Source organism: Labilithrix luteola (assembly GCF_001263205.1).
Classification (GTDB): Bacteria; Myxococcota_A; Polyangia; order Polyangiales; family Polyangiaceae; genus Labilithrix; species Labilithrix luteola.
The window spans coordinates 8,746,693-8,760,787 of sequence record NZ_CP012333.1; the positions used below are offsets into that span (position 1 = coordinate 8,746,693).

13 protein-coding genes are annotated in these 14,095 nt (G+C 66.3%); 7 read left to right on the top strand and 6 right to left on the bottom strand.

The window, feature by feature from the left end; genetic code table 11:
• The first annotated feature begins 1 nt into the window (after position 1).
• Both AKJ09_RS38045 and AKJ09_RS38050 read left to right on the top strand, forming a co-directional pair.
• Complete coding sequence (locus AKJ09_RS38045; RefSeq protein WP_146652741.1) at positions 2-760, top strand: ABC transporter ATP-binding protein; 759 nt, start codon at positions 2-4, stop codon at positions 758-760.
• Positions 757-1,986: an ABC transporter permease gene (locus AKJ09_RS38050; protein ID WP_146652742.1), complete on the top strand. Its 1,230-nt coding sequence runs from the start codon at positions 757-759 to the stop codon at positions 1,984-1,986. The genes AKJ09_RS38045 and AKJ09_RS38050 overlap by 4 nt, the downstream gene beginning before the upstream one ends.
• A gap of 3 nt (positions 1,987-1,989) precedes the next feature.
• Here AKJ09_RS38050 and AKJ09_RS53600 read toward each other — a convergent pair whose 3' ends face one another.
• Positions 1,990-2,151 (bottom strand): hypothetical protein, encoded by a 162-nt coding sequence (locus AKJ09_RS53600; RefSeq protein WP_169928193.1) that lies wholly within the window; start codon positions 2,149-2,151, stop codon positions 1,990-1,992.
• Between the two features lie 110 nt (positions 2,152-2,261).
• Between AKJ09_RS53600 and AKJ09_RS38055 the strand changes: the two genes are divergently transcribed.
• From AKJ09_RS38055 to AKJ09_RS38065, 3 genes are all read left to right on the top strand, one after another.
• The gene (locus tag AKJ09_RS38055; protein WP_146652743.1) at positions 2,262-2,903 is read left to right on the top strand and encodes a class I SAM-dependent methyltransferase; all 642 of its coding nucleotides are present in this window, start codon (positions 2,262-2,264) and stop codon (positions 2,901-2,903) included.
• Positions 2,904-2,974: 71 nt separating this feature from the next.
• The gene (locus AKJ09_RS38060; protein ID WP_146652744.1) at positions 2,975-4,138 is read left to right on the top strand and encodes a succinylglutamate desuccinylase/aspartoacylase family protein; all 1,164 of its coding nucleotides are present in this window, start codon (positions 2,975-2,977) and stop codon (positions 4,136-4,138) included.
• Positions 4,139-4,146: 8 nt separating this feature from the next.
• Complete coding sequence (locus AKJ09_RS38065; RefSeq protein WP_146652745.1) at positions 4,147-5,613, top strand: glutamate-cysteine ligase family protein; 1,467 nt, start codon at positions 4,147-4,149, stop codon at positions 5,611-5,613.
• Positions 5,614-5,699: 86 nt separating this feature from the next.
• Here AKJ09_RS38065 and AKJ09_RS53605 read toward each other — a convergent pair whose 3' ends face one another.
• From AKJ09_RS53605 to AKJ09_RS38090, 5 genes are all read right to left on the bottom strand, one after another.
• On the bottom strand, positions 5,700-6,005 hold the full coding sequence (locus tag AKJ09_RS53605) for a hypothetical protein (RefSeq protein ID WP_169928194.1): 306 nt from the start codon (positions 6,003-6,005) through the stop codon (positions 5,700-5,702).
• Between the two features lie 99 nt (positions 6,006-6,104).
• Complete coding sequence (locus AKJ09_RS38075) at positions 6,105-7,586, bottom strand: HAMP domain-containing sensor histidine kinase (protein ID WP_146652746.1); 1,482 nt, start codon at positions 7,584-7,586, stop codon at positions 6,105-6,107.
• Complete coding sequence (locus AKJ09_RS38080) at positions 7,583-8,257, bottom strand: response regulator transcription factor (RefSeq protein ID WP_146652747.1); 675 nt, start codon at positions 8,255-8,257, stop codon at positions 7,583-7,585. The genes AKJ09_RS38075 and AKJ09_RS38080 overlap by 4 nt, the downstream gene beginning before the upstream one ends.
• Before the next feature lie 340 nt (positions 8,258-8,597).
• Positions 8,598-9,563, bottom strand: a complete 966-nt coding sequence (locus tag AKJ09_RS38085; protein WP_146652748.1) for an alpha/beta hydrolase — start codon at positions 9,561-9,563, stop codon at positions 8,598-8,600.
• A gap of 69 nt (positions 9,564-9,632) precedes the next feature.
• On the bottom strand, positions 9,633-10,859 hold the full coding sequence (locus tag AKJ09_RS38090) for a class I SAM-dependent rRNA methyltransferase (protein ID WP_169928195.1): 1,227 nt from the start codon (positions 10,857-10,859) through the stop codon (positions 9,633-9,635).
• Positions 10,860-11,339: 480 nt separating this feature from the next.
• Between AKJ09_RS38090 and AKJ09_RS38095 the strand changes: the two genes are divergently transcribed.
• Entirely contained in the window at positions 11,340-12,851 is a 1,512-nt protein-coding gene (locus AKJ09_RS38095; protein ID WP_146652750.1) for a hypothetical protein, read from the top strand.
• Between the two features lie 133 nt (positions 12,852-12,984).
• Positions 12,985-13,935, top strand: a complete 951-nt coding sequence (locus AKJ09_RS38100) for a ribose-phosphate pyrophosphokinase (RefSeq protein ID WP_146652751.1) — start codon at positions 12,985-12,987, stop codon at positions 13,933-13,935.
• Positions 13,936-14,095: the final 160 nt, after the last annotated feature.

A 14,095-nucleotide genomic window follows, 5' to 3' on the forward strand; every position in this document is an offset into this window, starting at 1 on the left:
CATGTCCGCGCAGTCGCTCATCGCCGTCCACGACGTCCACAAGGTCTACAAATCCGGTGACGTCGAGGTGCATGCGCTCCGGGGCGTGAACATCGACGTCTTTCCGGGCGAGTTCGTGGCCATCATGGGCTCGTCCGGTTCGGGCAAGTCGACGCTGATGAACATCCTCGGCTGCCTCGACCGCCCGAGCGCGGGGACGTACACGCTCGCGGGGCGCCAGGTCGCCAAGATGGATCGCGACGAGCTCGCCGAGACTCGCAACGAAGTCCTCGGCTTCGTCTTCCAGAACTTCAACTTGCTCGCGCGAACCTCGGCGCTCGAGAACGTGGAGCTGCCGCTCGTCTATCGCGGCGTGCGCAGCACCGAGCGTCATCGTCGCGCCACCGCGGCGCTCACGCGCGTCGGGCTCGGTAAACGACTCGATCACACGCCGTCGCAGCTCTCCGGTGGTCAGCAGCAGCGCGTGGCGATTGCGCGCGCGCTGGTCGGCGAGCCGAAGGTCATCCTCGCCGACGAGCCCACCGGCAACCTCGATTCGCGCACCAGCATCGAGGTCATGGCGCTGTTCCAGGAGCTCGGGCGCGCAGGCATCACCGTGGTGCTCGTCACGCACGAGCCGGACATCGCCGAGTACGCCTCGCGCGTCATCGTCGTCAAAGACGGCCTGATCGTCTCCGATACCAAACAAACCCCGCGCGTCGCCGAGGTTCCTCCGGCGCCGGAAGCGGCGGAGCCCGTGGTGGAGGAGAGCGCGACATGAACCCCTTCGTGACGTTGCGCATCGCCCTCCGAGCCGTTCTGCGCAACAAGCTGCGGTCCTTCCTCACCACCCTCGGCATCATCATCGGCGTTGGCGCCGTCATCGCGATGATGGCCATCGGCGCAGGGGCCAAGGCCCAGGTCGAAGCGGCGTTCTCGGCGATGGGCACGAACTTGCTCATCATCCTTCCGGGCTCGACGACCTCGGGCGGCTCGTTCGGCGGCTTCGGCTCGATGCCCACGCTCACGTGGGACGATCTCGCGGCCATCAAGAACGAGGTGGGCACGGTGCGCGCGGTGGCTCCGTCGCTCCGTTCGACCCAGTCACTCGTCAGCGAAGAGATGAACTGGACGACGAGCGTGACCGGGACAACGCCGGAGTATTTCGACATTCGAAGCTGGCCGATCGCGATGGGCGAGGGCTTCATGCAATCCGACGTCGACGGTGGAGCAAAGGTCGTCATTCTCGGGCAGACCGTGGTGGAGCGCCTCTTCGGCGCCTCCGCGAATCCGGTGGGGCAGACCGTGCGCATCGGCACCACGCCCTTCACGATTATCGGCGTGGCCGGAAAGAAAGGGCAGTCGTCGAACGGCCAGGACTACGACGACGCGGCCTTCATTCCCTCGACGACGTTCGCGCACCGCATCCAGGGCGGCCTCGGCAAATACCTGAGCGGCCAGATGTTCGTGCAGGCCACGAGCGCGGACACCACCCAGCGTGCGTTGGCCGACATCCGCACGCTCCTCCGTGACAGACACCATCTCGCGCCCGGTGCCGACGACGACTTCTCGATCCGAAATCTCACCGAAATCGCGAGTGCTCAGCAGCAGGGCACGGAGACGATGACCACGCTTCTCGCCAGCGTGGCTGCCGTTTCGCTCATCGTCGGCGGCATCGGCATCATGAACATCATGCTGGTGAGTGTCACCGAGCGAACACGCGAGATAGGCGTGCGCATGGCCATCGGCGCGAAGCCGCACAGCATCCTCTTGCAGTTTTTGATCGAGGCCCTCGTGCTCTCGATCGCCGGAGGCCTCATCGGTGTCGCCATGGGGGTGGGCGTCGCAGGATGGCTCGCCTCGAAGTTCCGGTGGCCGATGCAGATTCAGGTCGACGTCATCGTCGTTTCGGTGGGCTTCAGCGCGCTCGTGGGCATCGTCTTCGGTCTGTATCCGGCGCGCAAAGCCTCGCAGCTCGATCCGATCGAAGCGCTCCGCTACGAGTGACGCTCAGTCCCCGTGCCGTGCGCCCAGGATGGGCCACAGCGAGGCCAGCAGCGACATTCCGAAGTCGTCGCCGTCGCACGCGGCTTTCGGCGCGGGCGATCGTAGTCCTCCGCATCCCTGCGCGATGCACGTAGCGAGCAGCGCGACGAGTCGTGCGCGCATCATCCCGTACCGTCCCGCTCGTGCCGGGTCGCGGTCCGGTCAATGGTCGTGGCCCCAGGTGCCGCCCGCGATCCTCGTGGATGCATCGGAGCCGGTGGGGTAGGGTGCGCGCGATGGCAGAGCGGACCGGGCGCGGGAATCGAGGCAACCCAGGCAAGCGGGTCGAGGGGAAGTCGGAGACCTTCGACGAGGCGTACTACGGCCGTTACTACGGCGAGAAGCGCACGCGCGTACACGGCCCCGAAGAGGTCGCACGGCTCTGCTCGGCGGTGACGTCGTTTCTCGACTGGTGGCAGTTTCCGATCGATACGGCGCTCGACGTGGGCGCGGGCGTCGGTCTCTGGCGAGACTGGTTCAAGAAGCATCGCCCAAAGACCAAGTATCGCTCCGTCGAAGTGAGCAAGTACGCGTGCGAGCAGTACGGTCATGAGCTTCGCGACATCACGAAGTGGCATGACAAGGAGTCGTACGACCTCGTCGTTTGTCAGGGCGTCCTTCCGTACCTCGACGACGAGCAGTGCGCCAAGGCCATCGAGAACCTCGCGGCGATGAGTGGCGGCTTCCTTTATCTCGAGGCCATCACGAAGAGCGATATCGAAGAGGTGTGCGACGACGCGAAGACGGACATCAAGGTTCACGGGCGCACGGGCGCTTGGTATCGCAAGCGGCTCGAGCGTCACTTCACGCCGGTCGGCTGCGGTCTTTGGGCCAAGCACGACGCGCCGGTTCTCTTCTACGAGCTCGAGCGCGCCTGAGCGAAGGCGCCCGGGCGTCGTCGACGTACGAACGCAGACCCGCCGGCACGTGATGTGCTGCGCGTCTTGGCGTGGAGTCCGGAGAGTCCAACGCCGAGCTGTTCTTGCGAGGGAAATCGCTTCCGCGTGTCATCGGTGACGTGACCGGTCCGGAGCCCGGTCCCACGGTGATCATCACGGGAGGCCTGCACGGCAACGAGCCCGCGGGGGTTCTCGCGGCGCTCGAGCTGATGCAGGGCTTGGACGAGAAGCGCGAAGTCCTTCGCGGGCGCGTCGTGGCGTTCAGCGGCAACCGTCCCGCGCTTGCTCGCGGGGTGCGGTTTCTCGAGCGCGATCTCAACCGGCGCTGGCATCCCCTCGAGCTCGATGCCCTGTCGCTGGCGGACCGCGCGACCCTCGCGAGCGAAGACGCCGAGCAGCGCGACCTTCTCGACGCCTTTCTCGCGCTCGAAACGCACAACGGTCAGCTCGCGTTTCTCGATCTGCACACGACGTCGGGAACGAGCGAGCCGTTCGTGTGCTTCGCCGATACGCTTGCCAATCGCAGGGTGGGCCTCGGTCTGCCGGTACCGGCGATCTTGGGCCTCGAGGAGACCATCGACGGTTCGATGCTCGGATGGTGCGCCGATCGTGGTCACCTGGCCGTTGCTTTCGAGGCCGGCAAGCACGACGACCCACGGGCGCACGCGCGTCATCTCGCAGCGCTCTGGATCATGCTCGTGGAGCTCGGCTGCCTCGATGCCAGCGACGTTCCCGATCTCGAGCCGCACCGCGCGCTGCTCGCCACGTCGGCATGTCGTGGACCGCGCGTCGTCGAGGTTCGTCATCGTCACGTCGTTTCGCCGGAGGACGAGTTCTCGATGCTCTCCGGCTTTTCGAGCTTCGATCGCGTCGGCGAGGGCGAGGTGGTGGCCGTCGATCGGCGCGGCCCCATTCGCGTGCCGTACGCCGGGCTGATCTTGATGCCGCGTTATCAAGGTCAGGGCGAAGACGGCTATTTCATCGTCCGCGAGCTCGCGCCGTTCTGGCTGCGTGCTTCGGGCGTGCTCCAGCGTTTGCCGGCTGGGCGGATGCTCTCGCTGCTGCCGGGGGTCGCGCGCGAGAGTGACAGCGATCGACTCGTTGTCGACCCCGATGCGCAGCGAAGCTTCACCACTCCGCTGATGCATCTGTGTGGCTATCGACGTCGGGTGGGCGTTCCCGACGAGGTCGTCTTTACGCGTCGAATTTCGTGAGGTGGGCGATGGGCGCGGAAATCCAAGCCGAAGGCTTCGTAGAGCGCGACTACGATCAGTTCGCCGAGAAGCTGCGTCGCTCGGTGGGGGCACTCGAGCGCGTGGTGTCTCGTCCTGGCTTCGGCGTTGGGAAGACGACGATCGGCGCCGAGCTGGAGCTCGATCTGGTCGATGCCGACTTTCGGCCCAATCCCATCAATCTCGACGTCGTGGCGAGCACAGACGATCCGCGCATCACCCTGGAGCTCGATCGGTTCAACGTCGAGATCAACGCCTGTCCGTCGCCGCTCGCCGGGCGCCCCTTCGAGGCGATGGAGCAGGAGCTGGCCTCCGCGCTCGTTGCGGTGAAGAAGGCGGCGGCGAGGCATGGCGCCCGCGTCGTGATGACGGGGATCCTGCCGACGCTCACCGAGGCCGACCTCACGCCGTCCGCACTCACCCAAAGCCATCGCTATCGTGCGCTCTCCCAGGGCGTCCGTCGCATTCGTCGCGAGCCCTTCGCGATGCGCATCGAAGGCGAAGACATCCTCGAGGTAACCGCGCACGACGTCACGTTCGAGGGGGCGAATACCTCGTTCCAGGTGCATCTCCGCGTGGACCCTGCCGACTTCGCTCGCACGTACAACGCTGCGCAGGTCGCGACCGCGTTCGTCCTTGCTGCCGCCGGCAACTCTCCGATGTTTCTCGGGCGAAAGCTCTGGGACGAGACGCGCATCGCACTCTTTCCGCAGAGCGTCGACGATCGGGCCCGCGGTACCCCGGGGCCATCGCGCGTTTCGTTTGGCCATGGATGGACGACGCGCGGTGTCGCCGAGCTCTTCGCGGAGTCGGTCGCGCTGCACGAGCCGCTTCTTCCTCAGCTCGCGGACGAAGAGCCGGAGTCGGTGGTCGCGCTCGGTGGTGTGCCCGAGCTCTGGGAGCTTCGCCTCCACAACGGCACCGTCTGGCGATGGAACCGACCGGTTTACGATCCCGCGGCCGGCGGGCACGTGCGGATCGAGATGCGCGCGCTTCCCGCGGGCCCGACCGTGAAGGACATGGTCGCGAATGCGGCGTTCGCGCTCGGGCTCACGCTCGCGTTCGCCAAAGAGGTCGATGCGTTCGTCGCGCGTACGCCGTTCACCGACGTCCGTGACGACTTTTATCGTGCGGCTCGCTACGGCCTGGACGCGCCGCTCCTGTGGCCGCACGCGGGGCCGGACGCGGAGCGACGAACGACCTTCCAACTGCGAGACCACCTCGTGCGTTTGGCAGGCGAGGGACTGGTCGACGCAGGCGTCGATGCCGGGGAAGCCGAGCGCTGGCTCTCGATCGTGCGCGAACGTGTCGCGCGGCGCATGACCGGCGCCCGCTGGCAGCGACGTCACTACGATGCGCTTGCTGCGCGGATGACCGATGCGCGGGCTGCAAGCGGCATGCTCGCTCGTTACGTCGAGTGGAGCGATAGCGAGCGGCCCGTCCACGAATGGCGTTGAGGAAGCGCACAAAAGCCGAAGCGGCACCCGTCGCCATCGCGACCGGCACCGCTTCATCGGAAAGTTAGGCTTGGTTGTGTTTCGGCTCAGAGCTCGACGTGGCCGCCGCCGTCCTTGCCGCCAAGTTCGACGTGGCCGCCGCCGTCCTTGCCGCCAAGTTCGATGTGGCCGCCGCCGTCCTTGCCGCCAAGTTCGACGTGGCCGCCGCCGTCCTTGCCGCCAAGTTCGATGTGGCCGCCGCCGTCCTTGCCGCCAAGTTCGATGTGGCCGCCGCCGTCCTTGCCTCCGAGTTCGATGACGCTCGGCGAGGCTGCGCCCGCGGTTGCAATCGAGAGGATCCCGCCGATCGCCGCAACACCCACGAAGACGAACACAGACTTGGAACGCTTCATCTCGTTCTCCTTGGCAGAGCGCGCAAGCATGCCGCGCTCGGTCCACCCATTGGTACGACCGACGGTGGCCGAAGCCCTGAATTCAAGATGAAATGATCTTCATCTCGGGAGAACGTTTTGATTTCTCGTAGGTGGCGGGGTCGTGGCGATCCCTGTGACGTTGCGCGACGAGGTGCGCTCGCTCGACGCCGGCGTGTGGGCAGGCAACGTGACGACGAACCGCGTCGGTTTCTGCGCCGATTCGAGGACGAGGTCACCACCGTGTTTGCGTGCGAGCTCGCGTGCGATCGCCAGGCCGAGGCCTGCGCCCGAGCTCTTGCGAGCGTCTGCGCCCCGGTGGAAGTGCTCGAAGACGCGCTCGCGATCGTCGAGGGCTACGCCCTTGCCATCGTCCTCGATTGCGATGCGGACGAAGTTTCGGCCGGAGACGAGCGCACGCCTCACGCGAACGCGTACGGGGGAGGTGCCCCCGCCGTGGTCGCGCGCGTTGTCGAGGAGGTTGCGGAGAATGCGCACGAGATCTTCGCGCACGCCGACGATGCTATCGGCGTCCACGATCTCGACGTCGACCTCTTCACTCTTGGTACCGGACGTCTGGAGTGCGGACTCGACGATCTCGCGGATCTGCACTTCTTCGGCGTTCGCGACGACGCCGCTTGCTGCGCGCGCGACGACGAGAAGGTTCTCGGCGAGGTCAATGAGCCGGTTCGTATCGTCGAGCGCGTCGCGAACGACGTCGGCGTAGTGCTCGGCGGTCCGCGGCCTTCGTAAGGCGAGTTCGAGCTCGCCGCGCAGGACGGCGAGCGGAGAGCGCAGCTCGTGCGCGGCGTTCGATGCGAAGCGACGCTCCGTCTCGAGCAGCGACTTCAACCGCTGGACCATGTCACGGAGCGTCGTTTGCAGCGCCGCGACCTCCTCGGCCTGCGTGGTCGACGCTTCGAACGGGACGTCGAGCTCACCGTCGGTCACGGCCTGCGCCGCCTCGGCGAGGCTCTCCACTTCGCGTGTCATGCGCCGCCCGAACCACCAGCCGACCGCGAGGCTGAGCGGGATCGACGCCGCGAGAATCCACCAGCCGACGGCGAGGAGCTGGCGTGCGTCTGCATCCATGTCGCGGCGGGAGGCGGCGAGAAGGAGGATGAGCCGCTCGACGGGGTGTGTCGTCTTCACCTCGACGAGAACGCCGCGAAGCTGGTGTCCGTGAAACTTGAAGTCGAAGCAGTCGCCGCGCAGCTTCTGTAGCGCAGTGGTGTCGAAGCCGAGCTCGCGGAGGTTCGGCGCATGCGAGAACGAAGACGTATCGGCGACGAGCGTGCCGTCGCTTCGGTAGAGGGCGCCGTACGTGACGAGCTGCTCGAGCGGATCGGGCGCCTCTTCCTGCGCATCGTACTCGGCTTCGAGCGCTTTTCGTCCGACGAGGGCGACCTCGCTGCCTTCCTTCTCGGCGCGGGCACGAAGGCCTTCGTCGAGCTGGTACTGCTGCATGCGCCGGAACGACTCGATGGTCGCCATGCGGGAGACGATCAGCATCGCGCTCGAGCACAACGCGAAGGCGAGTGCGAGGCGACGCCGTAGCTTCATGCCTGCTCTTCGATGAGACAGAGCCGGTAGCCGGAGCCGCGCACGGTTTCGAGCTGCGGGGCCGCGGGACCGAGCTTTTCGCGCAGGTTGCGGATGTTCACTTCGATGACGTTGCTGCCGGGATCGCGGAGCGTCTGCCAGACCTGCGAGAGGATTTCGGCGCGCGTGATGACGCGCCCCGCGTTGCGGGTGAAGAGAACGAGGAGTGAATACTCGCGAGGCGTGACGTCGAGCTTCACGCCGGCGACGTGGACGACGTGTTCCATGAGATCGATGGCGAGCGAACCCACGCGGAGCGTACGTTGCTCGACGCCCCCGCGGCGGATCGCGGCGCGGACGCGAGCGAGTAGCTCGTCGAGCGCGAACGGCTTCGTCAGATAGTCGTCGGCGCCGGCGTCGAGCCCGATGACGCGCTCGCCGATCTCGGCGCGCGCCGTGAGCATGAGGATCGGCACGGTGCAGCCCGAGCGACGGATCTGCCGGCAGACGCTCACGCCGTCGAGGTCGGGCAGCATCCAGTCGAGGATGATCAACGAGTAGGCGATGCCGGAGGCCTGGGCCACGGCGTCCTGTCCACTCCGGCAACCATCGACGACGTAACCTTCCTCCGTGAGCGCCTTCACGAGGAACCGTTCGAGCTTCAGATCGTCTTCGACGACGAGCACCTTCATGGAGTGGCAGCGCTCTTAGCGCAGCTCTCGGCAGCCGCGAAGGCGGATGGGCTCCGGCACCCTCGGCCGCAGGCCTTTGGAGTACACCGATATCCTACACGTGCTGGGACACGGGCATTTCGACGCCGAAATCATCCTGGCCTTGGATCGCCCCCCCTACTGCCGTCGATCGTACCGGAAACAGATGTTTCGCGCCTATCATGGAAAACCCGTACGGGGTTGGGCCGGAATCAGGGGGATTCGGCGGGGGCAGGCGAGGCACCAGGTCTCGCGTGTCTTGCTCGAGTCGGGCTGCCGGAGGCGCGCCACGCTGGCGTCGGCGTTTGCCCGGGCTGAGCGGTCAGACGTCGTGCAGGAAGTTCGCGATCGGCGCGAAGACACGATCTTCGGCGCCGCGACAGAGGAAGAGATCGGCGTGAGCGATGGGCAGATCTGCATCGCCGACGAAGAGGATCTCCTTCGTGCTCGACCCGATGACGTCGTACGTGTGACGCGACGTGGCGGGAGGAACGATGCCGTCGTCGTTGGCGACGACGCAGAGGAACGGATGGGTGAAGCTTGCAAGCTTCTTCGAGACGTTGATCCCGTCCACCACGAGATCGCCGCGTTGGATCCACTCCGCGATCTCGCGATTGATGACCGGATGCGGGTCTTCGACGGTCTGCACCATGCGATGCGACTGCGAGAGATCCGTCGAACGATGGTTCAAGTAGACCGAGAGCACCGACGGGGCGACCTTCGCCAAGACGGGGAGGGCGACGCGCGCCATCTGCCTCGTGTTCTTCACGCGGAGCATTCCAGCGAGCCACGGTGAACCGAACGCGAATCGCACGATGGGGTGCGCTTCCTTCCACGTGACGAGCCCACCGAGCGAGACGATGGCGTGCACGGGCGATTCAGGCACGCATGCGACGTGAGCGAACGCGAGCGCCGTGCCGAGGCTGCAGCCGATGAGGTCGACCTTGTCGGCGCCAGTACGTGTGTTCGTGACGACGTGCTTGATGGCGGCGGCCACGTCTTCGATGGCGAGCTCGGCCATCCCGTAGCGGAGCGAGCCGCGCGCGCGAATGGTCCGGCCTTGGCCACGAAGGTCGACCGTCCAAACCTCGTGGCCCCGCGCGGCGAGCGCCTCGACCAGCGAGAGGCCTTCGGGGTGGAAGCCGAAGATGAACGAGTTCATCCCATAGCCAGGGATGATGAGGACCGGCCTCAGGCCGGGTTTCGTCGTTTCGGGCGGGCTCACGCGCGTCATGGCGAGACGCCAGCCCGCAGCGTTGTCGACGAGGAATTGTTCGGGCGCAGACATCGAGTAGTTCTCCGATCGTCTTAGCTCGAAATCCCGAATCACGAGTGCCGGGCCGTGACGCGCGTCGAATCAGGCAAGAATGGCGAGCTTGAGGTAGCGGCCTTCGGGGAAGGAGGGGAGGGTGGGATGATCGTCGGGCGGCCCGTAGAACGAGCAGAGCCGCAGGTCATTGTGCCCGAGGGCCGCGTCGTCGAGTGTGTGGAGGAACTCTTCCGCACCGACGTGACTCGAGCACGACGCGGCGACGAAGTGTCCGCCCGGCGCGAGCACCTCGACGCAGGCGCGGTGAAGTGCGCGGTATGCGGAGATCGCCTTGGGCTTCGCCTTCTCACTCGGTGCGAAGCTCGGTGGATCGCTGATCACCACGTCCCACGTGCGCCCTTTGCGCTTGGCGTCGGCGAGCCATGCGAACGCATCGGCTGCGACGAACTCGTGATCTTTCGGCGCGACGCCTGCGAGCTTGAAGCTCTCCTGCGCGGTCGCGTGCGCTTGCGCGGCGATATCGAGGCTCGTGACCTTGCCGCCTGCGAGCGCTGCACGCAGCGAGAAGCCTCCCGTATACGAGAACAGGTTGAGGACGCGCGCGCCGAGCCCCGCGTGCAGGCGCCGTGCGACGAGCTCGCCGACGCGGCGGCGATTCTCGCGCTGATCGAGGAACGCACCGGTCTTCTGACCGCGGATCAGATCGACGACCCAGGGCACACCGTGCTCGAGGACCTGGACCTTCTCGCGTTCGGGGCCGAACCGCACATGGATGCGCTTCGCCTCGCTCTTGGTCGAAGCATCGCTGTCCGAGCGCGCCGCGGTGCGCCCCGACTCGCGCTCGAGGAGCGTCGTGATGCCCGCGTCGCGGAGTACCTTCTCGAGGTCGCGCGTGAGCGTGGGCGCGAGCGCCTTGGCGGCGTCGCCGTCGATCTTGAGGACCGCCACGTCGTCGTAACGATCGAGCACGAAGCCGGGAACGCGATCGCCTTCGCCGTTCAGCAGGCGATACGCGGTGGTCCGACCATCCGAGAAGAGCACCTTTCGAACGGCGAGGGCGCGTTCGACACGCGTCCGAAACACGTCGGCGTCGAGGCGAGCGTCGGGGCCGAGCCCCCACACGCGGACGGCGATGGGCGAGTTCGGGTCGAGGATGCCGCAGCCGAAAGGCTCGCCTTGTTCCGAGACGAGCCGAACAATCGACCCGAGACGCTCGGGGGACGAAGAAAAATGATCGATCGAGGCCCTGTAGAGCCACGGATGTCCATGGCGAGCCGAATCCATTCCCTGACGGGAAACGATGACGTCGGCCATTCCCTTGAGAGCAGGTCCCGTGGAAACGGTTCGAGCAGTAGGCGGACGATGATCGTGGCGGCTTTGCGAGGAGCCCTCGCGATCGACTCGGCGAGCGCCGGGCCTGGCTGGCGTGCCTGGCGTGCTTGGCTTGCCGGCATGCCCAGGACGGGCAGGGTGGGCAGGACGGCCGGGATGGCCAGAGTGCGAATGAGAACGGCGAGAACGGGTGGTCACAGGTGGGACCGTGTTTAGCGTGCGGCCCATGTTGGCGCAACGCGCGCGGAAACCACGATCACGGCGTCGTGCATCCGTTGACGGTGGTGCTCGACAGGAGTCCAATCACGCACCGGAAGGCCTGGCTTCTCGCCTGACCATGATCGTGCAAGTTTGCGCATGCGGCTTGCAAGGGCCTCGCCCGCACGTTTCATCATTCATTCGAGACGAGGACGCATGAGGAAGGGTCGGTCACAGCGAAAGAGCAGGACGTCGCGTCCGCCGATGACTCGTACCTCGCAGACCGCCGTAGGTCCGCAGGTCGTCATTGGACTGACGGTCCCCTCGTCGGCGCCCCCGAGTGACGTGTCGATTCCCGCATCCGGGGACCTCCCGGCGGGAGCCTCGCTGCGGGCCGATGGTGTGCCGAAGCTCGAGATCGTCCCCGAGGCGTTCGAGAGCAACCACGCGATCCCCCTCATGTCGGGCACGTCCAAGGACGAGCCCAGAAACGAGCCCAGAAACGAGCCCAGAAACGAACTTGATGTCGCGCCCCCCGTCGCGCAGCCGACGGAGCGGGAGGTCGACGTGGCCGCTCCGCAGACGGATCCCGCGCCTCTCTCGGATGATGGCGAAGACTCCGACGAGGAGCCGCCGATCACCCGTCGCATGTCCGACGAGATGGTGGCGGCGGCGGCCCAGGAGCCCGTGAGCGACGAGGCGCCGAGCGAGCCCGCGGAGGCGAAGGCGGCGAACGAAGACCCGCCGACTGCGACGAGCGCAAGCGAGGAGGCCGCGAGGGAGCCCGCCGATGCGAACGTGGCGGACGAAGAAGCGGCTGCCAGCTCAGCCGCAGAAGCCGCGTCGGCGGAGCCCTCTCCTGCGAGCGCGTCTTCCGACAGCGAGTCCGCCGATGCCAATGGTGCGACGAGCGTGCCCGCGTCCGATGCGCCCGTGGTCATGGCCGCGACCTCTTCGCGGGAAGAGTCGGGCGTCGACGAGATCAGCATTCCTCCCGTCGGTGATCTGGACGTGGATCCCGACCCGACGGAGCCGATGGCGGATCGTTTCTTCGCCCAGACGAGTCATCACGCGAGTGACGAACTCGATTGGGAGGAGGGCGAGGCCGGCAAGAAGGCGGCGCGCAAGCGAACGCCCGAGGTCGTGCAGCGTCGTGAGCGATTCTCTCGCTACGTGAAGTGGGCGGTGGCCGGTGCCGCCGTCGTCTGTCTCGCCGCCGTCGGACGAACGGCGATGACGCCGTCGTCGTCGTCGCGCGCGCCTGTCGTCGCCGCGGTAGTGCCTGCCGTCGAGAAGGCCGCTCCGTCGGCGGTGGAGACAGCGGCACCCGTCGTTGCTCCCGAGACGGCCGTCAACGCGGCGCCCGCGTCCACCAACGTACCGGCGGACACCGTCAAGGCGGAGACGCCGCCGACCGAAGCACCGTCTGCACCCGCCACGGCGGAGGTTGCTCAACCTGCTCCCGTCGCCTCGGCGCCTGCTTCCACCGAAGCACCGTCGACGGAGCCGGCGAAGACCAACGAAGCGTCTCCCGCGAGCGCGGCCGAAGAGAAGAGCGCGGCACGTAAAGCACTCGAGCGAAGCAAGCTTGCTGATGCGATCGCGCACGGCGAGCGCGCGGTCGAGCTCGATCCTGCGGATGGCGAATCCTGGCTGATTCTCGGTGCCGCGTATCAGGAGAAGGGCAACGTCGTGGACGCGCGGCGTTGCTACACGGCGTGCGCCAAAGAAGGAAAGCGCGGGCCCATCGGCGAGTGCCGCGCCATGCTTCGGTGATTTTTCCGTGCCGGTTTCTTCCTACCGAAAGCGTATCTGCGAGTCATTGTCGCGTCGCGTCGGTTGACACTCTCCGGGTCGGCTACTAGACCACGCGCGCATTCGGTCCCCTGTTTCTCCCGACTGTGGAGGGATGCGCGTGTTCAAGAAGGTCTGCCTCTTTTCTGGCAATGCCAACCCCGAGCTCGCGCAGGCGATCGCGGCCTACCTCGAGGCTCCCCTCGGTAAGGTCAAGGTCCAGCGCTTCAGCGACGGCGAGACGTTCTGTGAGATCAACGAGAACGTCCGCGGCGTGGATGCCTTCGTCATCCAGCCGACGTCGAGCCCGGTTAACGATCACGTGATGGAGTTGCTGATCATGGCGGACACCCTCCGTCGTGCGTCGGCCTCGACCATCACCGCGGTCATTCCGTACTACGGCTACGCCCGTCAGGATCGGAAGGTCGCGCCCCGTACCCCCATCACCTCGAAGCTCGTTGCCGATCTCATTCAGGCGTCGGGCGTCGATCGCGTCGTGTCGATCGACCTCCACGCCGGTCAGATCCAGGGCTTCTTCAACATCCCGTTCGATCACCTCTACGGCATGCCGATCATGCTGGAGGACTACCTGAAGAAGAACTTCGATTCTTCGGCGGTGGTCGTCTCGCCGGACGCCGGCGGTGTCGAGCGTGCACGTGCATACTCCAAGCGTCTCAACGCTGGCCTCGCGATCATCGACAAGCGTCGTGAACGCGCGAACGTCAGTGAGGTCATGCACCTCATCGGCGACGTGAAGGGCAAGGAGTGCATCATCGTCGACGACATGATCGACACGGCCGGCACGCTCACGGGCGCCGCCAAGGCCCTCATCGATCACGGTGCGACGAAGGTCGTAGCGTGCGCCACGCACGGCGTTCTCTCCGGTCCGGCGATCCAGCGCATCATGGAGTCGCCGCTCACCGAAGTCGTCGTCTCCGACACGATCCCGCTCTCGCCGGCGGCCAAGACCTGCGCGAAGATCAAGCAGGTCAGCATGGCTCGTCTTCTCGGTGAGGCGATCAAGCGAATCCACAGCTCCGACTCGGTGAGCTCGCTCTTCGCCTGATCTCAGCCAGCGTTCGCGCGGGCGTGCAGGCTTTCGCTTCACCTCCGCGCGAACCCGACTGTCCCTTTCTCTTCAGGTTGCGAGGCTCGAGCGCAGATTCCGCTACCCCGGAGCCTGCTCCTCTGCTAAGCCTTCGCGCCCCAACGTCCTAGGTGCATCG

Bases quoted from the DNA above. Each gene is read 5' to 3' on its own strand.
- AKJ09_RS38045 (WP_146652741.1), top strand. From the start codon at position 2: ATGTCCGCGCAGTCGCTCATCGCCGTCCACGACGTCCACAAGGTCTAC.
- AKJ09_RS38050 (WP_146652742.1), top strand. From the start codon at position 757: ATGAACCCCTTCGTGACGTTGCGCATCGCCCTCCGAGCCGTTCTGCGC.
- AKJ09_RS53600 (WP_169928193.1), bottom strand. From the start codon at position 2,151: ATGATGCGCGCACGACTCGTCGCGCTGCTCGCTACGTGCATCGCGCAG.
- AKJ09_RS38055 (WP_146652743.1), top strand. From the start codon at position 2,262: ATGGCAGAGCGGACCGGGCGCGGGAATCGAGGCAACCCAGGCAAGCGG.
- AKJ09_RS38065 (WP_146652745.1), top strand. From the start codon at position 4,147: ATGGGCGCGGAAATCCAAGCCGAAGGCTTCGTAGAGCGCGACTACGAT.
- AKJ09_RS53605 (WP_169928194.1), bottom strand. From the start codon at position 6,005: ATGAAGCGTTCCAAGTCTGTGTTCGTCTTCGTGGGTGTTGCGGCGATC.
- AKJ09_RS38075 (WP_146652746.1), bottom strand. From the start codon at position 7,586: ATGAAGCTACGGCGTCGCCTCGCACTCGCCTTCGCGTTGTGCTCGAGC.
- AKJ09_RS38080 (WP_146652747.1), bottom strand. From the start codon at position 8,257: ATGAAGGTGCTCGTCGTCGAAGACGATCTGAAGCTCGAACGGTTCCTC.
- AKJ09_RS38085 (WP_146652748.1), bottom strand. From the start codon at position 9,563: ATGTCTGCGCCCGAACAATTCCTCGTCGACAACGCTGCGGGCTGGCGT.
- AKJ09_RS38090 (WP_169928195.1), bottom strand. From the start codon at position 10,859: ATGGCCGACGTCATCGTTTCCCGTCAGGGAATGGATTCGGCTCGCCAT.
- AKJ09_RS38095 (WP_146652750.1), top strand. From the start codon at position 11,340: ATGACTCGTACCTCGCAGACCGCCGTAGGTCCGCAGGTCGTCATTGGA.
- AKJ09_RS38100 (WP_146652751.1), top strand. From the start codon at position 12,985: ATGCGCGTGTTCAAGAAGGTCTGCCTCTTTTCTGGCAATGCCAACCCC.